The 22,807-nt window shown below is 54.1% G+C and carries 19 protein-coding genes; 14 read left to right on the top strand and 5 right to left on the bottom strand.

What is annotated here, in order from left to right:
- Positions 1-14: 14 nt before the first annotated feature.
- The 6 genes from RHH53_RS11990 (at position 15) to RHH53_RS12015 (ending at position 6,781) form a co-directional block, all read left to right on the top strand.
- Positions 15-1,151: a 5-(carboxyamino)imidazole ribonucleotide synthase gene (locus RHH53_RS11990; RefSeq protein ID WP_302678390.1), complete on the top strand. Its 1,137-nt coding sequence runs from the start codon at positions 15-17 to the stop codon at positions 1,149-1,151.
- A 12-nt stretch (positions 1,152-1,163) separates the two neighbouring features.
- A complete protein-coding gene (locus RHH53_RS11995) occupies positions 1,164-2,699 on the top strand; it encodes a hypothetical protein (RefSeq protein ID WP_310453635.1) in 1,536 nt (511 codons plus the stop codon).
- Position 2,700: 1 nt separating this feature from the next.
- Positions 2,701-2,994, top strand: coding sequence for a DUF2103 domain-containing protein (locus tag RHH53_RS12000; protein WP_302678392.1), 294 nt, complete (start codon positions 2,701-2,703; stop codon positions 2,992-2,994).
- 3 nt (positions 2,995-2,997) lie between these two features.
- Entirely contained in the window at positions 2,998-3,996 is a 999-nt protein-coding gene (locus RHH53_RS12005) for an ABC transporter permease (protein WP_302678393.1), read from the top strand.
- Positions 3,997-4,129: 133 nt separating this feature from the next.
- A complete protein-coding gene (locus RHH53_RS12010) occupies positions 4,130-4,492 on the top strand; it encodes a single-stranded DNA-binding protein (protein WP_302678394.1) in 363 nt (120 codons plus the stop codon).
- 54 nt (positions 4,493-4,546) lie between these two features.
- Positions 4,547-6,781, top strand: coding sequence for a transglycosylase domain-containing protein (locus RHH53_RS12015; RefSeq protein ID WP_310743842.1), 2,235 nt, complete (start codon positions 4,547-4,549; stop codon positions 6,779-6,781).
- On the opposite strand, the gene RHH53_RS12020 is transcribed toward RHH53_RS12015, so the two are convergent.
- Together RHH53_RS12020 and RHH53_RS12025 are read right to left on the bottom strand one after the other, a co-directional pair.
- Positions 6,778-7,848 carry an ABC transporter ATP-binding protein gene (locus RHH53_RS12020; RefSeq protein WP_310743843.1) on the bottom strand — a complete coding sequence of 357 codons (1,071 nt, stop codon included), beginning with the start codon at positions 7,846-7,848 and terminating at the stop codon, positions 6,778-6,780. The two genes, RHH53_RS12015 and RHH53_RS12020, sit on opposite strands and share 4 nt — an antisense overlap.
- 267 nt (positions 7,849-8,115) lie before the next feature.
- Entirely contained in the window at positions 8,116-8,583 is a 468-nt protein-coding gene (locus RHH53_RS12025) for a DUF4079 domain-containing protein (RefSeq protein WP_206200350.1), read from the bottom strand.
- A gap of 251 nt (positions 8,584-8,834) precedes the next feature.
- Between RHH53_RS12025 and RHH53_RS12030 the strand changes: the two genes are divergently transcribed.
- The gene (locus RHH53_RS12030; protein WP_310453637.1) at positions 8,835-9,770 is read left to right on the top strand and encodes a DUF1517 domain-containing protein; all 936 of its coding nucleotides are present in this window, start codon (positions 8,835-8,837) and stop codon (positions 9,768-9,770) included.
- Between the two features lie 3 nt (positions 9,771-9,773).
- Here the strand turns inward: RHH53_RS12030 and RHH53_RS12035 are convergent, their stop codons facing one another.
- Together RHH53_RS12035 and purC are read right to left on the bottom strand one after the other, a co-directional pair.
- Entirely contained in the window at positions 9,774-10,757 is a 984-nt protein-coding gene (locus RHH53_RS12035) for a glucokinase (RefSeq protein WP_310743844.1), read from the bottom strand.
- Positions 10,758-10,770: 13 nt separating this feature from the next.
- Positions 10,771-11,502: a phosphoribosylaminoimidazolesuccinocarboxamide synthase gene (purC, locus tag RHH53_RS12040; protein ID WP_310743845.1), complete on the bottom strand. Its 732-nt coding sequence runs from the start codon at positions 11,500-11,502 to the stop codon at positions 10,771-10,773.
- A 140-nt stretch (positions 11,503-11,642) separates the two neighbouring features.
- Here purC and RHH53_RS12045 point away from each other — a divergent pair, with 140 nt between their 5' ends.
- Together RHH53_RS12045 and RHH53_RS12050 are read left to right on the top strand one after the other, a co-directional pair.
- Entirely contained in the window at positions 11,643-12,449 is an 807-nt protein-coding gene (locus RHH53_RS12045) for a helix-turn-helix domain-containing protein (RefSeq protein WP_302678398.1), read from the top strand.
- 10 nt (positions 12,450-12,459) lie between these two features.
- Positions 12,460-15,951: an AAA-like domain-containing protein gene (locus RHH53_RS12050; protein ID WP_310743846.1), complete on the top strand. Its 3,492-nt coding sequence runs from the start codon at positions 12,460-12,462 to the stop codon at positions 15,949-15,951.
- On the opposite strand, the gene RHH53_RS12055 is transcribed toward RHH53_RS12050, so the two are convergent.
- Positions 15,948-16,268, bottom strand: coding sequence for an MgPME-cyclase complex family protein (locus RHH53_RS12055; RefSeq protein ID WP_011057339.1), 321 nt, complete (start codon positions 16,266-16,268; stop codon positions 15,948-15,950). The genes RHH53_RS12050 and RHH53_RS12055 overlap by 4 nt on opposite strands.
- A gap of 132 nt (positions 16,269-16,400) precedes the next feature.
- Here RHH53_RS12055 and RHH53_RS12060 point away from each other — a divergent pair, with 132 nt between their 5' ends.
- From RHH53_RS12060 to RHH53_RS12080, 5 genes are all read left to right on the top strand, one after another.
- Positions 16,401-17,270, top strand: coding sequence for an Rpn family recombination-promoting nuclease/putative transposase (locus RHH53_RS12060; protein ID WP_310743847.1), 870 nt, complete (start codon positions 16,401-16,403; stop codon positions 17,268-17,270).
- A gap of 3 nt (positions 17,271-17,273) precedes the next feature.
- Positions 17,274-18,155: an Rpn family recombination-promoting nuclease/putative transposase gene (locus tag RHH53_RS12065; protein ID WP_310438586.1), complete on the top strand. Its 882-nt coding sequence runs from the start codon at positions 17,274-17,276 to the stop codon at positions 18,153-18,155.
- A gap of 3 nt (positions 18,156-18,158) precedes the next feature.
- Positions 18,159-19,136 carry an Rpn family recombination-promoting nuclease/putative transposase gene (locus RHH53_RS12070; protein ID WP_310743848.1) on the top strand — a complete coding sequence of 326 codons (978 nt, stop codon included), beginning with the start codon at positions 18,159-18,161 and terminating at the stop codon, positions 19,134-19,136.
- A 128-nt stretch (positions 19,137-19,264) separates the two neighbouring features.
- Complete coding sequence (gene fabG / locus RHH53_RS12075) at positions 19,265-20,002, top strand: 3-oxoacyl-[acyl-carrier-protein] reductase (protein ID WP_206200359.1); 738 nt, start codon at positions 19,265-19,267, stop codon at positions 20,000-20,002.
- 25 nt (positions 20,003-20,027) lie between these two features.
- Positions 20,028-22,757 (top strand): valine--tRNA ligase, encoded by a 2,730-nt coding sequence (locus RHH53_RS12080; RefSeq protein WP_310743849.1) that lies wholly within the window; start codon positions 20,028-20,030, stop codon positions 22,755-22,757.
- Positions 22,758-22,807: the final 50 nt, after the last annotated feature.

Raw genomic sequence — 22,807 nt, forward strand, 5'->3', positions numbered from 1 at the left:
CGATTAGAGGAAGCGTGAACAAAGTAACCAAGATTGGGGTGATTGGTGGTGGTCAGTTGGCTTGGATGTTGGGGCTGGCGGCCAAGGAAATGGGACTCTCGCTGTGGGTACAAACGTCTGCGGCAACGGATCCAGCCGTCGCGGTTGCTGCGGGGGTCTGCTATGGGGCGATCGCCGATGTGGCAACGACAGCGCAACTGGCTAAGCAGGTTGATGTGATTACCTTTGAGAATGAGTTTGTCGATCTCGAGGGGTTGCAGCGCCTTGAACAGCAGGGGATTTGTTTTTATCCCCGCCTTGCCTCCTTGGCTCCCCTCTTGAACAAGTACCAGCAGCGCCACTTTTTGCAACAACTGGGGATTCCTGTACCCGCCTTTGGCTATTTGGGCGATCGCCCGCCCAGCATTCCCTGTGTGATTAAAGCCTGTCGCCACGGCTATGACGGCCAAGGCACATTTGTCATCTCCGATGAGCAGGCATGGCAGCAGTTTCAGCAGCGTTGGCCAGAAATTCCGCCCCAAGGGTTTTTGGTGGAAGCCTTTGTGCCCTATGTCAAAGAACTGGCGATCATGGCAGCGCGATCGCCCCAAGGAGACATTGCCCTATACCCCGTGGTGGAAACGCAGCAGGTGGCTGCCATCTGTCGCTGGGTGATTGCCCCTGCCCCGGTTGACCCCCAAGTGAGTGAGCAAATTCAGCAGATTGCCCGCCAAATCCTAACGGCACTTGATGCTGTGGGTATTTTTGGCATTGAGTTTTTCCTCACAGCCACGGGTGAGGTACTCGTGAATGAAATTGCGCCCCGCACCCACAATTCTGGGCATTACACCATTGATGCCTGCGTCACGAGTCAATTTCAGCAGCACTTGCGCGCCATTAGTGGCCAGTCCTTGGGCAGTCCCGCCATGCAGGTACCGGCAGCGGTGATGGTAAATCTCTTGGGCTTAGCCGAACCGCAGGTTGACTATGGGGCAAAATGTCAGGTCTTGGCGGCTCTCCCCCACGCGAACCTTCACTGGTATGGTAAAAGTCAAACCTACGCGGGCCGCAAGTTGGGTCATCTTACAGTGCTGTTGGCAGAACCAGCGGCAGCCCTACCCATGATCCAGCACATTGAAGCCCTCTGGTATAGTACGCCTGTTGCTGTGTGACCGTTCCTGCTAATGCGTTCTCACTCCTTCCCTCAGCCCCTTGATCGCGCTGCTTTGAGTGTGTTCCTTGTGGCGCTGGTGCTGACCCTTTTGCTGTTGTGGGGGGGCGATCGCACCCAGGCCCAAGTGCGGGACTTTACGTGGCAAGACCGCGATGTGGGCGCCGACGATCGCGCCTTTATCCTCGCCTTTAATCGGCTGATGGATTGGTCATCGGTGGCGGCGCATCTCAAGATTGAGCCACCCCTTGAGGGCAAGGCCAGTTGGTCGGGGCGTCGTTTTGCCTACACGCTGACACAGCCGATTCCCTACGGTCAAACCTTCAAAGTCTCCCTCGAGGATGCCGTTTCTGTGCCCCAAGGGAAACCGATCAAACCCTTTCAGGGGCAGTTTCGTAGTCGTGATCGCGTGCTGGTCTATCTTGGCTCCGGGGTTGAAGAGGGGCGCCTCATCCTCTATAACCTGACGCTGCAACGGAAGATATTCCTTACACCTGCCAATCTACGGGTGTTTGACTTTCAGCCCTATCCTGCTGGCGATCGCATTCTCTTTAGTGCCGGCGAGCGCGGCGAGCAAATGGGTTTTGACCCCCAACTGTACACCGTGACTACCGGGCTATACTTCAATGCCCCTGAAACCCCCCGCCGGCAACCTCGACCCGTGGGCGAAATTTCCCTGATCCTTGACAATAGCGAGTATCAAAACCTGCGCTTTCAGTTGGCCAATGATGGCAGCAAAATCGTGGTTCAGCGGGTAAATCGTCTCCAGCCTGCGGATAGCTCCCTGTGGCTCCTCGATGAAAATTTTCAGCCTCGGCGGCTCAACCAAGCGGCTGCCGGTGATTTTCGCATTGCCCCCGACAACCAGCATTTAATCATTGCCCAAGGGCAGGGGTTAGCGATTGTGCCCCTAGAAGCCGGCAATGGTGAGAGTGACTTTGACTTTTTGCCCCAGTATGGCATGGTGCTGGACTTTAGCCGCGATGGCCGGCAAGTGGCAGCGGTGAAGTTTAACCCCAATTTCTCGCGATCGCTCTATGTGGTGGACATCTTTGGCGAGCATAGGGAACTGCTAACCATCAATGGCTCAATCATTGCCGGCCAATTTGACCCCAAGGGGGAATTTCTCTATGCCATCCTCACCCGCATTGAAGGGGAAGGCTCTTACCGCGAAGTTCCCTATCTTGCCCTCTTTGATCTGAAAACTAAGGAACTGTTCAAGCTCAAAGATTTTGACCCGCAGCAGGAACTCTACCTCAGCTTGGCACCCGATGGCCGTACATTGGCCGTTGACTCTGTTGAGGGACGGGAAATGCCCGATGTGGTGGATAATAGCGATCTGTATAGCGAGACTGCCCCTGTCAACCCCAGTCCCAGTGATCTGGCAGAACTGCCCACTGACCCCCAAGCACCCCCCCCGCCACCGCGTCAACTTTCCCCCCAACAACATCAAATTTGGCTTTTCCCCCTAGAATTAAATCAAGATAAAATTGCTGTTGGGATGCCAGAACCTTTGGCACCCGGCTTGCACGCACGGTGGTTACCCTAACATGGCAGCAGGAACGGGTCGGGTCGTCCTCAATCACTCCACTCACATTGAAGGTCTCATTCCCGTCTTGGAAAAATTGGCCAAGGTGGCAGGCATTAGTACCCTCACGCCCGGTGTCATTGCTCCCGTCAAAGGGAAATCCCCCCATCTGCATCTACGGGTGTCGGTACCGATCAAGGGCGGATTTAAGCTGATTGCGCGGCGAGGCAAAACGGTGCAGGAGGTGTTTGTCATTACCCAACTGAGTGAAGCAGAACTCAAGGCTGCTATTGATGCCGTGCTGGCCTCTAAATAAGCCATGGGTAAATCCACTGGTCAAGGTCTTGGGAATGAAACGAGCCGCCTGATTTTGCAGCGCTTGGGGGAAGCCCTGATCACGCTGCTGTTGGCCTCGGCGTTAAGTTTTGCCATTATGCAGTTGGCACCGGGCAACTATCTGGACAATCTCAAGGCGGATCCCCAAATTTCTTTGGAACGCCTGCAGGAATTGGAGCGGCAATTTGGTCTTGACAAGTCGCCCGTGGAGCAATACTTGCACTGGCTGTGGCAGATTATTCGCTATGGCAACTTTGGCACTAGTTTTGTCTACCAGCGATCGGTGGCCTCCCTATTGTGGGAGCGGGTACCCGCCACCCTCCTGTTGTCCGTAAGTTCCATTCTGCTCACCTGGGGATTAGCCATTCCCTTAGGTATTTGGGCAGCGGTGACGCAAGATCGTTGGAGCGATCGCCTGCTGCGGGTCATTAGCTACATTGGCCAAGGCTTTCCCAGTTTTATTACGGCTCTGTTGCTCCTGTTTCTGGCGCAAAGTACGCCTTTGTTTCCCGTAGGGGGCATGACCAGTTTGTTTTACGACGACCTCCCTTGGTGGGGCAAAGTTCTGGATATTGCTTGGCACCTGATTTTACCGACTATCGCCCTCACCCTCAGCAGTTTTGCGGGTTTACAACGGTTGATGCGGGGTAATTTACTAGATGTGCTGCGGCAAAACTACATTCAAACGGCACGAGCCAAGGGACTCCCAGAATCGCGGGTGATCTACGTCCATGCCCTACGCAATGCGGTGAACCCCCTCATTACCCTGTTGGGTTTTGAATTTGCCAGCCTCCTCAGTGGTGCTTTTATTGCCGAGTTTTTCTTTAACTGGCCGGGTCTGGGGCGCTTAATTTTACAGGCGGTAACTGCCCAAGATATTTACGTGGTCATGGCCAGCCTGATGATGGGGGCAGTGATGCTGATTATTGGCAACCTCCTTGCAGATTTACTCCTGAAATGGGCTGACCCCCGCATTCGGTAACCCCGCAGAACCCAATTTTTACAAAAATCTATAGAGAGGCAACAGCTGAGCAAGGCGCTGGCTGGGCTTTGAGGCAGTAGCACCAATGGAACCATGTACAATGGGGCAAAGAGCAGTTTGAGGCTAGTCAGCCATGGGTCTAAACGTGGTTCATCTAGTGGGTCGTGTCGGCAGTGATCCCGACGTTCGCTATTTTGAGTCGGGGAGTGTGAAGTGTCGGCTGACCTTGGCCGTGAATCGCCCCACCAAGGAGGATCAGCCCGATTGGTTTAACTTGGAAATTTGGGGAAAAACCGCTCAGGTGGCTGCTGATTATGTGCGCAAAGGAACGCTGTTGGGTATCAAGGGCAGTCTCAAGTTCGATCGCTGGCAAGACCGCAACACGGGGGCCGAGCGCTCCTCGCCGGTCATTTTAGTTGACCGAATGGATATTCTCAGTTCCAAGCGGGATACGGATCCCAGTGCTGTGCCAGCGGGCTATGTGCCAGAAATGTAGGGATACAATTAGGTTGTCAGTGCGTCCAATATCATTGTCCCTATAGCTGCTGCCATGCCCAATCCTGCCCGCGATCTTTGGCAGTCCATGACTCAAACCGTCACCCAAGCGGTACAGACGGTACACTCTCGCTTTGATTGGCAACAGGTCTCCCTGCGGGAAAATGCCCGCACGCCCGAACTATGGGTGGAGTTCAAAGGTCAACGCCAAGTCTTTCCCTTGGTGGGCGATCGCTACATTCTTGGCCGCAGTCAGAGCCGCGCTGACATCATTATTGACGCAGAGATTGTCAGTGGCACCCATGCCCGTTTGAAACGACTCACCCCCACCGGGGTCTTTCAAATTCAGGATTTGGACTCCACCAATGGCCTCTATCGCCAACGCAAGCGACTGCAAACGGCTGAGCTACACCATGGCGATGTGATCACCCTTGGACCACCGGAGGTGAAAGGCGCCGTTACCCTCCGCTTCCACAATCCGCCCCCGCTATGGGTTGCGGTTCTCACCTACAGCATTTGGGGAATTATGGGCATCAGCGCCCTTGGGATTGGCTTGCTGAGTGTGGAAGCCAACAAAGTGGCGGTGCGTCCCCTGCCACCCCTTGAGCAAGGCCCGATTATTCTCCTTGATCGCCAAGGGGAACTGATTAATCCAGTCGAAGATCGCCCCCACCGCGAACTGCAACGGCTCAATGAGTTTTCCCCTTACTTAGTCCATGGGGTCTTGGCCTCTGAGGATGCTCGCTACTACTGGCACTTTGGTGTTGATCCTCTGGGCATGGCGCGAGCAGTAGTTACCAACCTATTAACCCGCCAAACACGCGAAGGAGCAAGTACCCTCTCCCAACAACTGGCGCGCACCCTCTTTCGTTCCCATGTGGGGATGGATGAGAGCCTCGGCCGCAAGTGGCGCGAAATGGCGGTTGCCCTCAAGTTGGAATTTTTCTACAGCAAAGATGAGTTGCTCTTGGCCTACCTCAACCGTGTCTATCTGGGTATGGGCAATCGTGGCTTTGAGGATGCGGCGCAATTCTACTTTGATAAGCCTGCCAAAGACTTGACACTCAATGAGGCCGCCACCCTAGTGGGGATTCTGCCGGCACCGAACCGCTTTAACCCGGTGCGCGACTACGATGCGGCGGTGGATTATCGCAATCGGGTCATTTTGCGCATGGTGCAGCAGGGCTACATCAGCAAAGAAGAGGGCGATCGCGCCCGTCGCTCCCGCATTGAAATTAGCCCAAAGGCGCGAGAATGGCTCAGCACCCAGCGCTTTCCCTACTACACCGACCATGTCTATCAAGAACTGGCTCAACTCCTTGGCGATGAACTCGCCCAAGAGGGCAACCTGATTGTGGAGACAGGCCTAGACCCCCGCTGGCAAGAACTGGCCGAAACCAGTCTGCGCAATTTTATCACCAGCACTGGCAGCGCCTATGGGGTTCATCAGGGGGGACTGATTACCCTGCGGCCGAGGGATGGTCTGATTCTTGCCCTCGTGGGTGGCGTGGATTACCAAAAAAGCCAGTTTAACCGTGCCACCCTTGCCCTGCGTCAACCGGGCTCCACATTCAAGGTGTTTGTCTATACCGAAGCCCTCCTGCAAGGCCATAGGGCTGGTGAAACCTTTTCCTGCGCGCCCGTCTTCTGGCAGGGGCAACAGTTCGAGGGCTGCCGTGGGGGGGGTGGTGCCATGGATTTAGCCACCGCCTTAGCCCTTTCGGAAAATCCGATTGCTTTACGTCTTGCCCAAGCCGTTGGTTTGGAGGCCACCATTCGATTGGCCAGAGCAATGGGGATTACGACGCCTCTGCAAGCGGTGCCCGGCCTTGTTCTCGGTCAAAGTGAGACGACCCTCCTTGAAATGAGTGGTGCCTTTGCTGTGTTGGCCAATGAGGGAGAACGGATTCCGCCCCATGCCATTCTCTCGGTGCGCGATGGCGGTGATTGTAAAAGTACAAACGACTGGCAGACCTGTCGCCTGATCTATGCCGCGAGTGATGAAAGGCCTCAACGGGTGCTCGATCCAGCGATCGCCAATGAAATGACGCATTTGCTGACAGCTGTTGTCAGCCGGGGAACGGGTCGTGCCGCTGCCATTGGTCGTCCAGTCGCTGGCAAAACCGGCACTACCAATGATGGTCGCGATCTTTGGTTTATTGGCTATGTGCCCACTGCCGATGTTCTCACCGGAATTTGGCTGGGCAATGATGATAATAGTCCCAGCCAAGGCAGTAGTGGGTTGGCTGCTGCTCTTTGGGGCGAATATATGGGGCGTGCCCTAAATTAGAGTTCCTTGGGAAAGAAACGCACCGCTTGCGCGGCCACTTTCACAGGGGTACCAACGGGTAAATTCACAGCAAGGGGCTGGCGGGCATGGAGATCTTGACCGGAGGGCAGTTGAATGCAGTAGCGATACTCGCGACCAAGGAACTGGCGATCGCGAATCACAAAGCAGCTGGTTGCCGCAGTGTCTGGCTGCAATTGCACATCCTCTTCCCGAATCATCACCTCCCCTTCCCGCTTGGGGAGTGCTTCCGGCAGGGGAAACACGCCAACATCCGTGAGCACTTGAGAACCTTCAGCACAGGCGGGCAAAAAGTTGGCTTGGCTAATAAACCCAGCCACAAATCGCGAGGCCGGGCAGCAATAAATCTCCTCCGGCGTGCCCACCTGTTCAATTTTTCCTTCGCCCATGACGGCTAAGCGATCCGACAGACTCAGGGCTTCCTCCTGATCATGGGTCACAAAAATTGCCGTTGTCCCTGTGCCCTTGAGAATTCGGCGTAACTCTTCCCGCAGTTGCAGCCGCACTTGGGCATCCAGATTACTCAGGGGTTCATCCAGAAGAATCACCGCTGGTTGGGGGGCGATCGCCCGCGCCAAGGCAACTCGTTGCTGTTGGCCACCCGACAATTCATGGGGATAGCGCTTTTTCAGATCCGCCAGCTGCACTAGAGCCAAAACTGCTGCCACCCGCTCCTGAATTTGCTGCTTGTTCAGGCCTTGTTGTTGCAAACCAAAGGCAATATTCTCCGCCACTGTCAAATGGGGAAACAGGGCAAAGTCCTGAAAGACCATGCCCAAAGACCGTTGCTCAGGGGGCACAAAGACATTGGCCGCGGCCACACAGCGATCGCCTACCCTAATTTCCCCGGCATCGGGCGTGTCCAGACCCGCAATTAAGCGCAGTAAGGTTGTCTTGCCACAGCCTGAGGGTCCTAATAGACCCAGAATTTCCCCCTCCTGAACCCAGAGGCTGACATCGCGAATCGCAGCAAAGCGGCCAAAGGATTTATGTAAGTGCTCAACTTGGACGGCTGTTTGAAGCGTTGGCATCAGGGGAAGTGTGGTCATGATCACCCAGAAAGCGAACTGTCTGCAATCAGTAAAGCGAAGGAGCACCCACTGCATTAGGAATTATTTGCAGTACAGCCCTTTTCTGAAATATCGGGTACGTCAGGTAAGTGAAATGCTGACCCACACGTGCTTTCGCAGTGCTAAGCATATTCATCCCTGTGAAAAGGGCTGTAATTAGTGCTCCTCATATTCTGGCACAAAAGTCCTCGCTTGTTGCAGAGATTTTGCAATTGCTACACTCGCTGCCTAGGTTGCCATCCGCATCTAACTAGCATTGAGAATGCGTTGCACAATTTGCAGACCCGTCACCGCCTGCCAACCAAAGAGGATCACCAGAAACAGGTTGAGGGTCATGTGCAGGGCTCGAGCCGTCTCACTGCCCTTTTGCATAAAGGGAACTAAGCTAGCGGAAAGGGCAATCAGAGCCGTCATGGTCAGACCCACAATCAAGTGGGGCCCGACAAAGAGCTTGCCATTATTGATATAGGTCACAGCCATACCGCCAATCGTGCCCATCACCATTAGGGCGAGTAAGATGGCGCCAACTTGGTGGTGTTTGACGTTCACCTTGGCTTGGATCAGCGCTTTCTTTTCCTCGCCACTGAGGGAGCGCAGGCGACGGGTTTGAATCCCTAAATACATGGCATAAAGTGTGAGCGCAAAAAGAATCCACATCAGCACCGGGTGGGCAAAGGTAATCACCGGCTTAAGAGGCTCAGGAATTTCAATCATTGTTTTCGTGAACAGAACTCGGCAGGCAAAGCATTCATCGAAAGTTTGCTTTTCATATCGTAATACAGCCCTTTTCTAAAATATGGCCTACACCAAGGGGGCGCGAGGCTTCCGTAATTTTGACTGCTGCCAGCGTGTTCCATCCCCGCGAAAAGGGCTGTAGGGTTTACCCATCTGTTCTAAAGATGACAAAACGTTAGACTGAGAGCAGGACCTCTCCTTCGGTGTGTCAATCCTTGGGAACACGATTTATGATGAAAACTTTTTGGCAACGTCTCAAATCTGTCACCGCCATTGTGGCAGTGGGGGTATTGATTGCCCATCTTATCCTTGATAGTGGTGCCGCATGGGCCGCCCGCAGTGGTGGACGTGTCGGGGGTGGCTCCTTTAGTCGTCCGGCGCCCACCCGTTCCTACGGTGCCCCCCGCAGTGATTACGGCGGCTATGCTCAGCCCGTTCCAGTCTATGGCGGTGGTTTTGGCTTTCCCTTCCTGATTCCCTTCTTTGGTTTTGGCGGTGGCTTTGGCGGCCTATTCACGATCATTATGATTGGTGTGCTGGCCAATATCTTGATCTCCACCTTCCGCAACTTCCGCAATAGCAGTGATGAGTCAGAAATCTACCAAGACAACCCCGTGGTCTCGCTACATACGCTGCAGGTAGGGCTTCTGGCTCAAGCTCGCGAACTCCAAGAGGAACTCAATCAACTAGCCCTCACTGCCGATACCGCAACGCCCGAAGGTCTGACCAAAGTGCTGCAAGAGGCAACCCTTGCCCTGCTGCGCCATCCCCAATACTGGGTCTATGCCCATGCCAGTAGCCAAGAAACCAAGCTGTTGCAAGCAGAAACCGCCTTTAACCAACTGGCACTTGCGGAGCGCAGTAAGCTGAGCGCTGAAACCCTCTCCAACTACCGCCGTGACATTAAGCAAACAGCGATCGCCCCCATTGTCAGCAATGATGTGGGTGAATATATTGTTGTAACTTTGGTGGTGGCTGCCACGGGTCGCTTGAAACTGCCCGCAGTCAATAATGACCTAGAGCTACGGCAAGCGCTGCAACAGTTGGGAGGCATTGGTAGCGATCGCCTACTGGCGGTCGAATTGCTCTGGCAACCCCAAGCCATTGGTGACACCCTCACTGCCGATGAGTTGCTAATGGCCTATCCACAACTGAAGCACCTCTAACCCCTAGGCCCCCTGAGCGGCTAAATGTACCGCGCCCCGCAATCCCACCTCTGGATTCGTAATCACTGCAACGTACAACTGCTCCATCAGGGGGCGAAATCGTCCCTTACTCACAAACCCTTGGCGAAACGTGCCATCGGTCATTTTCGGCAGAATTTTGGGGGCAATCCCTCCGGCAATCAGCACCCCCCCCAAGGGCAAACTTTTCAGGGCAAGGTTGCCAGCCTCTGCCCCATAGGCATCCACAAACATCCGTAAGGCTTCTGCACACAGAGGATCCCCCTCAAGGCCGTATTGACTGATCACGGCGGCGCGATCCTCCACCTCTGCCATGGCTGCTGCAACCACTGCTGATTCGGGAGCAAAGTGGACACTCTTGAGATACTCGTAAATTGCCACTAGCCCCGCGCCAGAAACCACCCGTTCCACAGAAACTCGCTCGTAGGTTTGCCACAAATAGCGCAATAGACCCATTTCCTGTTCATTGCGGGGTGGAAAGTCGGTGTGGCCACCCTCTAGGGGCATCACTTGGTAGCGATCGCCCTGCCAAATCATCAGTGCTTCCCCCAAGCCAGTACCCGCTCCCAATAGGGCAATAGGCGCTTGGGGACGCCGCGGCCGCTCCTGAAGGACAACAAAATCCGTCGGCGGTAATACTAATGCACCATAGGCTACGGCTGCAAAATCATTCAGCAGCGTCACGCAAGGGATCTGCAATGCCGTTTCTAATTCGGCACCACTGACCCGCCAGCCCAAATTGGTGACCTGAGCCACTTGGTCAATCACAGGCCCCGGAATCCCCAGACAAGCCCGCTGTGGATGGGCAGGACTCTCCTTGAGGAACGTTTGCAAAAGAGTTGTCAAGTCAGAGAAATCGCGGCTGGCGTACTTCGTCCTGTGAAGCAAATGCCAATCACTGCCCACCACATCCCATAATTCGATGAGAGTTTTTGTGCCACCCACATCGGCGCCAAGTACAACGGTCATTGCCCACCCCTTGCTAACTCACGCTATGGGCTAACACTCGCTGCATCACGAGGGCGTAGGCATCCTCAATGGCGCCCAAATCTTGGCGAAAACGATCTTTATCGAGAATGCGCTTCTCAGGATCACTTTCATCCTGATTCCAGAGGCGGCAACTGTCGGGACTAATTTCATCCGCCAACAGAATCTCCCCTGTCGAACTGCGGCCAAACTCCAGCTTAAAGTCCACTAGGGTAATGCCACACTCCGCAAAAAAGCGACTGAGATGGGTATTGACGGCCAAGGCCATTTCCTTGATCGTTGCAACTTCCTCATCTGTAGCAATCTGCAATAGGCGCAGGCGATCGCCTGTAAGGAGCGGGTCACCAAGATCATCATTCTTGAGGTAAAACTCCACCAAGGGGGGATTGAGTTCTAATCCCAAGGGCAATCCCGTCTGCCGACAAAGGCTTCCCGCTGCCCGATTGCGCACCACCACCTCAAGGGGAATAATCTCTACTCGCCGAATGTGCATCTTGTTTGGCGCCACTTGGGCAATAAAATGGTTGGGGATGCCCTGAGCCGCCAGATACTGAAACAAATGGCTGGCGATCGCGCAGTTCATCACTCCCTTGTTTTGGATCGAGCCACGCTTCTGGGCATTAAAGGCGGTGGCCTCATCCTTGAACTCCGCCAGCAAGATGTCTGGATCCGCTGTGGCATAAATAATCTTTGCCTTGCCTTCGTACAAGGGAGAGAACTGAGTCATAAAAAGAGGTGCGTCTAAAAGCCAGATCTAGCCTAGCAAAGGCAGTCCCCCAATCCACAGCAGCTTGCTATAGGATAATCCCAATGGCTAAACCCCTCTTCGGCAAATTGGCATAGACTGACGGCAGGAGATAGATAGCGATGCCTCACTTCAGTAATCAACAGGCAGAAAAACTGGCAGAAATTGGTGCCTTCCTCCGCGAAAAGCGAGGGGAAGTGGGTCTAAGTCTTGAGGAGGTGGCCGCCAAAACGTTGGTGCGCCAGTCAATCCTTGCAGCCATTGAAAATGCCAACCTTGAGGAGTTGCCCGAACCCGTCTATACCCAAGGATTTATTCGCCGTTTTGCCGATGCCCTTGGCCTTGATGGCAAAAGTATTGCCGCCAATTTTCCAACAGTGGCTGACCCTGTGGAGCGCCCCGATAAACCCAGTCTTCCCAGGGGCGATATAGGTTGGCAGTTGCGCCCAATTCACCTCTACCTAATGTACTTTGCCCTCGTGGCAGCAGCAGTGGCTGGGTTGGCCTATCTCTTTCGTCCTCAAGCCCAAAGCATCACCGATTTAGCCCCCGCACCGACCCCTACCGCGTCCCCCAGTCCCACACCCACCCCCACAGCAGCGGCAACACCGACGCCCAGCCCCACGACCCCTGAAACGGTTGAGGTCAAGTTGTCCCTCTCCGATGCCTCGTGGCTCGAGGTGGAAGCCGATGGTCGAGTTGTCTATGCTGGTATTTTGGAGTCGGGAACAGAGCGCAGTTGGCAAGCCAAGGAGCGTTTAATTGTCCGCACGGGGAATGCTGGCGCTGTCAAGGTGAGTGTCAATAATGGTCCGTCCCAACCGATGGGGCAACTGGGAGAAGTGACAGAAAAAGAATTTCTTGCTAGTCAGGCCACTTCAGAGAGGGCAACCACGTCAACAGCACCGGAGCGTAGCGTTTCCAACTAGGTCACCCTCAATGGATGCAGCAACCACCTATCAAGTGGGGGGCAGTTTACCGACCACATCGGCAGTCTATGTCCGACGGCAAGCGGATGCGGATCTGTTGGCTGCCCTGACCGCTGGTGAGTTTTGCTATATTCTCAATTCGCGGCAAATGGGCAAATCCAGCTTGCGGGTGCAAGTAACACAGCAATTGATCACAATGGGGTACCGCTGTGCTGCCCTCGACATTACCAAAATTGGCAGCCAAAATATTCAACCCGAGCAGTGGTATGCCAGCTTTGTGGGTGCCCTCATTCAGGGATTTCAGTTAACTGATGTGGTCTCCTTGCGCGCTTGGTGGCGCGATCGCCAGCTGGTGTCACCCATTCAGCGCCTCAGTGATTTCGTAGAAACAGTGCTGCTTGCCCACACCCGTGAACCCCTTGTCATTTTTATTGATGAAATTGATAGTTTGTTGAGTCTGCCCTTTTCCACCGATGATTTTTTTGCTTGGATCCGCGCTTGTTACAACCAACGGGCAGATTATCCCGAATATCAGCGCTTAACCTTTGCTCTCTTTGGCGTGGCCACCCCCGATCAACTGATTCAAGATAAGCAACGCACCCCCTTTAACATTGGTTGTGCCATTGATTTACAGGGATTTACCCTTGCGGAAGCCACCCCCCTACTCAAGGGCATTGCCCATCTTAGCGACAACCCCGATCAACTCTTGGCGGAAATTCTCAATTGGACGGGTGGCCAACCCTTCTTGACCCAAAAACTCTGTCGCCTGCTGCAACACCACGGGTCATTTATGCCGGCGTCAACCCTCTCCCATGAGTTAGCCCAGTTTGTCCAAGAGCATATCCTTCAGGATTGGGAGCGGCAAGATGAACCCGAACACCTCAAGACCATTCGCAATCGCTTGCTGGCCGATGAACAGCGCATCGGTCGTCTCTTGGGTCTCTATCAGCGGGTTTTAGAAACGGGGGGTATTCCCCTTGATGGCAGTAGTGAGCAGCGAGCCCTCGCTCTAACGGGATTGGTGTGCCAGCGCCAAGGCAAATTGCAGGTGTTTAACCCCATCTATGCCCAAGTTTTTGATGCCCAGTGGGTTGAGCAACAGTTGGCACAACTGCGCCCCTACAGTGAGGAGTTCCAAGCATGGCTGCGCTCTGGGGGCAGTGATAGCTCCCGTCTCCTGCGGGGACAAGCCCTTGAGGAAGCGTTGATCTGGGCCAGTGGCAAAAGCCTCAGTGATCTGGATTATCAGTATCTTTCTGCCAGTCAGGAGGCCAACCAGAAAGCGATTCAAGACACGTTACTGCTCGAGCGCCAAGAAAAGGAGACGATCAGTGCTGCCAACCGCATTCTCGAGGCAGCTCGCCAAAAAGCCAGTCGTCTGACCCGCCGCGCCCTCATGGCTCTTGGTATTGTTTCTGTGATTTCTCTGGGGGTAGCGGCAATTTTGGCAAAAACCTATGCAGATCTACAAGCCTCCCAAGAAAGTCTAGCCCTTGAGCAAACCAGTAATGATCTTCTGGAACAGTTTCAAGCCCAAGAGTTACCCGCCCTTTTAGCAGGTATTGAGGCAGGACGCCACTTAAAACGACTGGTGGGCGATCGCCCCCTGAGTCAATACCCTACGACGCGCCCCCTCTTTGTGCTTAATTTTCTCCTCGATCACATTCAAGCCCGCAACCAATGGCAGAGTGACAATACCCCCCTGATGGCGGCCTTTTTGACGGCTGATGGTCAGCAGTTCAGCATTAGTGAAAGCGGCGTTGTCGAATTTTGGCGAGTGAACGGCGAGCGACTGAGTGCCCAGTCTTTGGAGATTGGCAATGTCAAACTGGCACGGATCAGCCCTAGGGGCGATCGCGTGGGTCTGCTCAATAATAAGGGCGAAATTTCCCTGTGGCGTGTCGAACCGCAAAAACTTATCTTTGAACGGCGTTTGCCTGCCTTACCGATCAATAACTTTCGCTTTAGTCCAGAGGGGCAGGAGTTGGCGGCCACCACAACTACAGGGGATATGCTGCGTTGGAGCCTTGAAGGGGAATTACTGGCCACTATTCCCACCCCTAGCCAGAGTATCAATAGCTTGAGTTATGCCATCAGGGGCGATCGCTTGGCCACTGCCGATGAAGAAGGCTGGATTCGGGTTTGGTCTCGTCAGGGGGAACTGCTCCAAGCATGGCAAGTCCAAGCCGATCTTCCCGTTCCCCAAACCAGTTTGACCTATCTCAGCAATGGCCAACTGGCGACGGTAGGCAAAGATGGCACCCTCCGCCTTTGGAACACCAAGGGGCAACAAATCAATCAATGGCGTGTCAGTGCAGCCCCAGTGTATTTTGTGGGTACGTCTCCTGTGGGCTATCGTCTATTGACCCTGAGCACAGATAACACGATGCGTCTGTGGCAGCCAACGGGTGAACTGATTGCTGAGTTGGGGAGTCATGAACGCCTGATCAATACCGTCAGCTTTAATCCAACGGGGTCAGTGCTCCTCAGTAGCGATCGCGGGGGGCAAATGACGCTGTGGTACCTCGATCATCACCGCACGGAACACTGGTTTGCCGATCAAGAGAGTATTTGGACAGTGGCCTTAGATCCCCAAGCAGCCACAGTAGTCACGGGGGGCAAAGATGGTCGCGTCAAGTACTGGCAACGGGATGGCACGCTCCTTGCCACAACCCCAGTTCTCGATCCTCAAGGCATCAACCAAGTGCTCTTTAGTCCCAGCGGCCAACGGGTGGCGATCGCCACCAAAGGGGGAAAATTAGTGATCTGGAACCTTGCGGATCGCTCCCAGCAAATCTGGCAACTGCCCATCGAGGCTACCCTCTACACCGTGTCCATGGATCCCCAACGACGGTACTTAGCCGCAGGCGATGAAAAAGGCACCATTTATCTTGTTGACCTCCAGCGGCCAGAGAACATTCAAAAGCGCAAAAGTGAAGGGGAAATTTGGAGCCTCAGCTTCCATCCGACACTCCCGCTGCTGGCGAGTACGGGGTCTGCGGGCACAATTGAGGTCTGGAATTTTGAGGGCGATCGCCTTGCCTATCGCCTGAACCCTGATGCAGGATGGCTGGCTAGCCTTGAATTTAGTGCCAACGGCCAATTCCTAGCGGCGGCTGGCGAAAGTGGCTCCGTCTATTTGTGGTCAATTCACGGCAAGAATGCCCCCAGCAACCCCCGTGTGTTTCGTGCTCACCAGCGCAGTATTGTCAGTCTCGGTCTTAGCCCCAATGGTGAAATGATTGCCACCGCCTCCCCCGATCGCAGTGTGCGGGTTTGGAACCAAAGAGGCCAGCTCATTACACTGATTGATCGTATTTCTGCCATTCCCTACAGCGTTGATGTGAGTGGCCAAGACGAACTTTATGTGGCGATTGGTACCGAGGATGACGAGGTCTTGATTAGCCCGCTGGCCACCCTAGGACAGTTATTAACCAGCGCCTGTGACTGGCTCAAGGACTACCGTCAACAAAATCCCGATGTTGCTCAAGCCTGTCCCTAAACGCTTGCAAGGGAAGCAAGGGGATTCGGAACCTCCTCGCTGGTGAATTGCCCCATCAGCACATACTCCAAGCGCAGCTTCAGCCACTGAATAAATTGCTGGTTGGTGGAGATAATGGCTGCGGCGGGCTGTGGACAACGCGCCTTCTGTTCAGCAAACTGGGGCTGCTCTAAAAACGCCGGCTCGGGCACCAGCCAAAAATCAATCTCTTTGCCTTGCTCCCGATAGTGACGCTGTCGCTCGCGAAACACTTCCTCAAGGGGTTCTTCCTCAGTCAAAAACTTTTTGCTTGCGAGAATGTAATAGTACGTCGCCATAGGGATCTATGCAAAACCACAACATATTCTATACAGTCCTCAGCTTAGCATAGGGGGAACCCCTGCCTCCATAACACTCTAGTTCTGAAGTTTTCTGAGGTTTCTGGTCGGAGCGATCGCTCTTCCTAGCCCATGCACCGCGACTCCCTCTTTTACCAACTGTTTGCCCAGCTGCCCCAAACCCTCTTTGACCTCTTGGGCAGAGACACTCCTCAGGGGTATCGTTTTGAATCCGTGGAACTCAAGCAAACGGCCTTTCGCATTGATGGCGTCTTCGTGCCCCCCGACCCCTCGGGAATAGTCTATTTTTGTGAAGTGCAGTTTCAGCGGGACAACACCTTCTACGAACGATTCTTTGCGGAAATCTTTCTCTATCTGCGGCTGTATCGTCAAACCTTCTCTGATTGGCAAGCGGTGGTCATTTATCCCAATCGCCAAGCAGAACAAGAGTGTTTTGAGCCGTATCAATTGTTAGTGAATAGCGATCGCCTGCGTCGGGTCTATTTGAATGAACTTGGTTCACTTGAGGCGTTGCCATTGAGCCTAGCCCTGATGCAGCTCACCGTGTTACCCGAAGCAGAAATGCCGACAGCAGCACGGTTGCTGGCAGAGCGCACTCGCATAGAGGCAGTTCCAAGGCCAGAAGTCATAATGGAGTTAATCACAACCATTGTGCTCTACAAGTTCACCAAGCTGAGTCGCGAGGAGGTACTGCGCATGCTGGGGTTTACCACTGAAGAACTAAAGCGGACGCGATTTTATCAAGAGGTTTATGCTGAGGCACGAGAGGATGGATTACAGCAAGGATTACAACAAGGACTACAGCAAGGAGAAGCAGCCGTTGTCCTACGGCAGTTAAGGCGGCGGTTTGGTAGTGTGCCCAATGACCTTGAAGAACGGATTCGTCAGCTCTCTGCCGATCAAATCGAAGCGTTGGCAGAAGCACTTCTAGACTTCACTGACCTAGAGGAAGTGTTTGCGTGGCTAAATCGCTCTTCCTAGCCCATGCACCGCGACTCCCTCTTTTACCAACTGTTTGCCCAGTTACCCCAAACCCTCTTTGACCTTTTGGGCAGAGACACCCCTCAGGGGTATCGTTTTGACTCAGTCGAGTTGAAGCAAACCGCCTTTCGCATTGATGGCGTCTTCGTGCCCCCTGACCCCTCGGGAATAGTCTATTTTTGTGAAGTGCAGTTTCAGCGGGACACTACCTTCTACGAACGATTCTTTGCGGAAATCTTTCTCTACTTGCGTCTGTATCGCCAGACCTTCTCTGACTGGCAAGCGGTGGTTATTTATCCCAATCGCCAAGCTGAACAAGAGTGTTTTGAGCCGTATCAATTGTTAGTGAATAGCGATCGCCTGCGTCGGGTCTATTTGAATGAACTTGGTTCACTTGAGGCGTTGCCATTGAGCCTAGCCCTGATGCAGCTCACCGTGTTACCCGAAGCAGAAATGCCGACAGCAGCACGGTTGCTGGCAGAGCGCACTCGCACAGAGGCAGTGCCAAGGCCAGAAGTCATAATGGAGTTAATCACAACCATTGTGCTCTACAAGTTCACCAAGCTGAGTCGCGAGGAGGTGCTGCGCATGCTGGGGTTTACCACTGAAGAACTAAAGCGGACGCGATTTTATCAAGAAGTGTATGCTGAGGCACGAGAGGAAGGGCGACAAGAGGGGCGACAAGAGGGGCGACAAGAAGGATTGCAGCAAGGAGAAGCAGCCGTTGTCCTACGGCAGTTAAGGCGGCGGTTTGGTAGTGTGCCCAATGACCTTGAAGAAGGGATTCGTCAGCTCTCTCCCGATCAAATCGAAGCGTTGGCAGAAGCACTTCTAGACTTCACTGACCTAGAGGAAGTGTTTGCGTGGCTAAATCGCTCTTCCTAGCCCATGCACCGCGACTCCTTGTTTTACCAACTGTTTGCCCAGCTGCCCCAGACCCTCTTTGACCTCTTGGGCAGAGACACTCCTCAGGGGTATCGTTTTGAATCCGTGGAACTCAAGCAAACGGCCTTTCGCATTGATGGCGTCTTCGTGCCCCCCGACCCCTCGGGAATAGTCTATTTTTGTGAAGTGCAGTTTCAGCGGGACAACACCTTCTACGAACGATTCTTTGCGGAAATCTTTCTCTATCTGCGGCTGTATCGTCAAACCTTCTCTGATTGGCAAGCGGTGGTTATTTATCCCAATCGCCAAGCAGAACAAGAGTGTTTTGAGCCGTATCAATTGTTAGTGAATAGCGATCGCCTGCGTCGGGTCTATTTGAATGAACTCGGTTCACTTGAGGCGTTGCCATTGAGCCTAGCCCTGATGCAGCTCACCGTGTTACCCGAAGTAGAAATGCCGACAGCAGCACGGTTACTGGCAGAACGCACTCGCATAGAGGCGGTTCCAAGGCCAGAAGTCATAATGGAGTTAATCACAACCATTGTGCTCTACAAGTTCACCAAGCTGAGTCGCGAGGAGGTGCTGCGCATGCTGGGGTTTACCACTGAGGAACTAAAGCGGACGCGATTTTATCAAGAGGTTTATGCTGAGGCACGAGAGGATGGATTACAGCAAGGATTACAACAAGGACTACAGCAAGGACTACAACAAGGACTACAGCAAGGACTACAGCAGGGATTGCAACAAGGATTGCAACAAGGACTACAGCAAGGACTGCAACAAGGATTGCAACAAGGACTACAGCAAGGAGAAGCAGCCGTTGTCCTGCGGCAGTTAAGGCGGCGGTTTGGCAGTGTGCCCAATGACCTTGAAGAACGGATTCGTCAGCTCTCTCCCGATCAAATCGAAGCGTTGGCAGAAGCACTTCTAGACTTCACTGACCTAGAGGCAGTGTCTGATTGGCTCGATCACTCCGCCTAAGAATACTGCCTCGCGTGTTGATCTATTGGGTTGACATGCCCTAGACCCAAGAGGGGTAACATCGGCTGTTAAAATTTGTGATGGACTATCCATACGTGCAGCATTTTTGCCCTTAGGAGAGAACTGATTTGAGCGAAGCAGCCGTTGCCATTGTCACTGGTGCCTCACGGGGAATTGGTCGGGCGATCGCCCTCGAACTGGCGAAAGAAGGAGCCACTGTAGTTGTCAACTACGCCCGTTCTGCTGAAGCTGCCCTTGAAGTGGTGCAAATGATTGAACAGCAAGGGGGAACAGCGATCGCGATTGCTGCCGATGTATCTATCCCTGAGCAGGTCGATACCCTTGTGGCCAAAACGGTGGACACCTATGGCCGCGTCGATGTGCTGGTCAACAATGCCGGCATTACCCGCGACACGCTGCTGCTGCGCATGAGCCTCGAGGATTGGCAGGCGGTGATTAACCTGAACCTGACGGGGGTCTTCCTGTGTACCCGTGCGGTGAGTAAACTGATGCTCAAGCAAAAGCGGGGACGAATTATCAACATTGCTTCGGTAGCCGGGCAAATGGGCAACCCTGGCCAAGCCAACTACAGTGCTGCCAAAGCAGGCGTGATTGGGTTTAGCAAAACTGTGGCCAAAGAACTCGCCAGTCGGGGCATTACCGTGAATGCCGTTGCCCCCGGTTTTATTGCCACTGAGATGACCGCTGGACTCAAGGCAGAGGACATTCTTAAATTCATTCCCCTAGGGCGGTATGGCGAACCCACAGAGGTGGCAGGGATGGTGCGCTTTTTGGCCTTGGATCCGGCAGCCGCCTACATTACGGGGCAAGTCTTCAATGTGGATGGTGGTATGGTGATGGCCTAGGCGCCTTGGAGTAGTGCAGCAACCCATGACCGACGCGATTACCCTCCCCAGTCAATACGATCCCAAGCAAACCGAGGCCAAATGGCAACAGCTTTGGGAAAGCAGTGGTGTCTTTCACGCCGATCCCAACCACCCTGGCAAGCCCTATTGCATTGTCATTCCGCCTCCGAATGTCACCGGCAGTTTGCACATGGGTCACGCCTTTGAGCACGCCCTGATTGATGTGCTGATTCGCTATCACCGCATGATTGGTCGCAACGCCCTCTGGCTGCCGGGGACAGACCATGCCAGTATTGCTGTTAGCACGATTTTGGATCAACAGTTGCACGCGGAGGGCACCAACCGCTTTGCCTTGGGACGAGAGGCCTATCTGCAGCGGGCTTGGGCGTGGAAGGAGTCATCGGGCAATACGATTGTCGGCCAAATTCGTCGCTTGGGACTGTCGGTGGATTGGTCGCGCGAACGCTTCACCATGGACGAGGGGTTGTCGCGGGCGGTGCTGACCGCCTTTAATCGCCTCTATGAAGCAGGGCTGATCTATCGCGGTAAGTATTTGGTGAACTGGTGCCCCGCCAGTCAATCGGCAGTCTCGGATTTAGAAGTGGAAAACCGTGAAGTACAGGGGCATCTCTGGCATTTTCGCTATCCGCTGACGGATGGCTCAGGATATTTGGAGGTGGCGACGACCCGGCCAGAAACGATGCTGGGAGATACAGCGGTGGCGGTTCACCCTGAGGACGATCGCTATCGCCATTTGATTGGCAAAACGCTGCGGCTTCCCCTGATGAATCGGGAAATTCCCATTATTGGCGATCCCTTAGTAGATCCGACCTTTGGCACCGGCTGTGTGAAAGTCACCCCAGCCCACGATCCCAATGATTTTGTCATGGGGCAACGCCATCACCTACCCATGATTAACCTGATGAATAAGGATGGCACCCTCAATGAGAATGCTGGCGAGTTTGCAGGTCTGGATCGCTTTGTGGCGCGTAAACAGGTGGTGGCTCGCCTAGAGGCAGAGGGCTTTTTGGTACGGGTGGAGGACTATAAACACACCGTTCCCTATAGCGATCGCGGCAAAGTCCCCATTGAACCGCTCCTCTCTACTCAATGGTTTGTGAAAATTCGTCCCCTCGCGGATGCTACCCTCAAGGCACTGGATAAAAAGCACTCCCCCCGCTTTATCCCCGATCGCTGGGCAAAGGTCTATCGCGATTGGCTGGTGAACTTACGGGATTGGTGTATTTCACGGCAACTGTGGTGGGGGCATCAAATTCCCGCTTGGTATGTGGTCAGTGAAACCGAAGGCGAAGTGCGCGATGACACGCCCTTTGTGGTGGCCATGGATGAGGCCGCTGCCCGCGCCAAGGCGATCGCCCAATTTGGCAAGGAGATTCAGCTCCAGCAGGATCAGGACGTACTGGATACGTGGTTTTCCTCTGGTCTATGGCCCTTTTCTACCCTCGGCTGGCCCGATGATACGCCAGACTATCGCTGCTATTACCCCAACACCACCCTTGTGACCGGGTTTGACATCATCTTTTTCTGGGTGGCGCGGATGACTATGATGGGGCAGTACTTCACGGGTAAAATCCCCTTCCGCGATGTCTATATCCACGGCTTGGTGCGGGATGAAAACAACAAGAAAATGTCCAAGTCTGCCAACAATGGCATTGACCCGCTGATCTTAATTGAAAAATACGGTACTGATGCGCTGCGCTATAGCTTGGTCAAGGAAGTGGTAGGCGCCGGTCAGGATATTCGCTTGGCCTACAACCGCAAAACCGATGAATCGGCAACCGTCGAGGCGGCTCGCAACTTTGCCAACAAGCTCTGGAATGCCTCTCGCTTTGTGTTGCTGAATCTAGAGGGACAAACCCCCAGCCAGTTGGGGACACCACAGCGGCGGGACTTGGCGGCCAGCGATCGCTGGATTCTCAGTCGCTACCACACGGCCATTCAAACCACCCGCGAACGCATTGAAAGCTATGGCCTTGGGGAGGCGGCTAAGGGACTCTACGAATTCATCTGGGGGGATTTTTGCGACTGGTACATTGAACTGGTGAAACCCCGTTTGCAAGGGGAAAACGCCAAAGCTAAGCGCACGGCGCAACAGGTGCTAGCCACGGTTCTCGATGGTATCCTGAAGCTGCTCCATCCTTTCATGCCCCACATCACCGAGGAAATTTGGCACACGCTGCATCAGGTGGGAGACAGTGAAGTTTTAGCGGTACAACCCTACCCGAAAGTGAATCGCCGCGCCATTGACCCTGACCTTGAAGCCCAATTTAGCCTTTTGATTGAAACCATCCGCACCCTTCGCAATCTGCGGGCAGAGGCAGGAATTAAGCCGGGATTGTATATTACGGCCTTGATTGAGGCCAGTGCTGAGGAAGCACCGATCTTTGAGGCTGGGGCGGCAGATATTCAACACCTAGCGCGCCTTGAGTCGCTAACCATTGGCACCGACCTGCAAATTCCGCAGCAGGTGTTTAGTGGTGTGGTTGGCAAAAGCGAGGTGCTCATTCCCCTAGCGGGGGTCGTGGATGTGGCAGCCTTGGTGGCCAAACTCCAGCAGGAGGGCGATCGCCTGACCAAAGACATTCAATCTTTAACGGCTCGCCTCAACAACCCCAATTTTGTTAACAAAGCCCAACCAGAGGTGGTGGCTACGGCTCAGGCGCAACTGACCGCTGCCCAACAGCAACTCGCGATTATTCAGCGCCGACTCCAGTCGCTAAGTGCCGATGCCTAAACCCAACCCTGATCAGTAGAAAACAGCACCGCAAGCAGTTGAAGCCTACT

Origin of the sequence: Thermosynechococcus sp. PKX82, from assembly GCF_031583255.1 — a bacterium.
Classification (GTDB): domain Bacteria; phylum Cyanobacteriota; class Cyanobacteriia; order Thermosynechococcales; family Thermosynechococcaceae; genus Thermosynechococcus.

Excerpts from the sequence above, each read along its gene's own strand:
- RHH53_RS12050 (WP_310743846.1), top strand. The coding sequence starts at position 12,460 with ATGGATGCAGCAACCACCTATCAAGTGGGGGGCAGTTTACCGACCACA.
- RHH53_RS12005 (WP_302678393.1), top strand. The coding sequence starts at position 2,998 with ATGGGTAAATCCACTGGTCAAGGTCTTGGGAATGAAACGAGCCGCCTG.
- RHH53_RS12060 (WP_310743847.1), top strand. The coding sequence starts at position 16,401 with ATGCACCGCGACTCCCTCTTTTACCAACTGTTTGCCCAGCTGCCCCAA.
- RHH53_RS11995 (WP_310453635.1), top strand. The coding sequence starts at position 1,164 with ATGCGTTCTCACTCCTTCCCTCAGCCCCTTGATCGCGCTGCTTTGAGT.
- RHH53_RS12080 (WP_310743849.1), top strand. The coding sequence starts at position 20,028 with ATGACCGACGCGATTACCCTCCCCAGTCAATACGATCCCAAGCAAACC.
- RHH53_RS12025 (WP_206200350.1), bottom strand. The coding sequence starts at position 8,583 with ATGATTGAAATTCCTGAGCCTCTTAAGCCGGTGATTACCTTTGCCCAC.
- RHH53_RS12035 (WP_310743844.1), bottom strand. The coding sequence starts at position 10,757 with ATGACCGTTGTACTTGGCGCCGATGTGGGTGGCACAAAAACTCTCATC.
- RHH53_RS12030 (WP_310453637.1), top strand. The coding sequence starts at position 8,835 with ATGATGAAAACTTTTTGGCAACGTCTCAAATCTGTCACCGCCATTGTG.
- RHH53_RS12055 (WP_011057339.1), bottom strand. The coding sequence starts at position 16,268 with ATGGCGACGTACTATTACATTCTCGCAAGCAAAAAGTTTTTGACTGAG.
- RHH53_RS12045 (WP_302678398.1), top strand. The coding sequence starts at position 11,643 with ATGCCTCACTTCAGTAATCAACAGGCAGAAAAACTGGCAGAAATTGGT.
- purC (WP_310743845.1), bottom strand. The coding sequence starts at position 11,502 with ATGACTCAGTTCTCTCCCTTGTACGAAGGCAAGGCAAAGATTATTTAT.
- RHH53_RS12065 (WP_310438586.1), top strand. The coding sequence starts at position 17,274 with ATGCACCGCGACTCCCTCTTTTACCAACTGTTTGCCCAGTTACCCCAA.
- RHH53_RS12070 (WP_310743848.1), top strand. The coding sequence starts at position 18,159 with ATGCACCGCGACTCCTTGTTTTACCAACTGTTTGCCCAGCTGCCCCAG.
- RHH53_RS12010 (WP_302678394.1), top strand. The coding sequence starts at position 4,130 with ATGGGTCTAAACGTGGTTCATCTAGTGGGTCGTGTCGGCAGTGATCCC.
- RHH53_RS12015 (WP_310743842.1), top strand. The coding sequence starts at position 4,547 with ATGCCCAATCCTGCCCGCGATCTTTGGCAGTCCATGACTCAAACCGTC.
- RHH53_RS12000 (WP_302678392.1), top strand. The coding sequence starts at position 2,701 with ATGGCAGCAGGAACGGGTCGGGTCGTCCTCAATCACTCCACTCACATT.
- RHH53_RS12020 (WP_310743843.1), bottom strand. The coding sequence starts at position 7,848 with ATGACCACACTTCCCCTGATGCCAACGCTTCAAACAGCCGTCCAAGTT.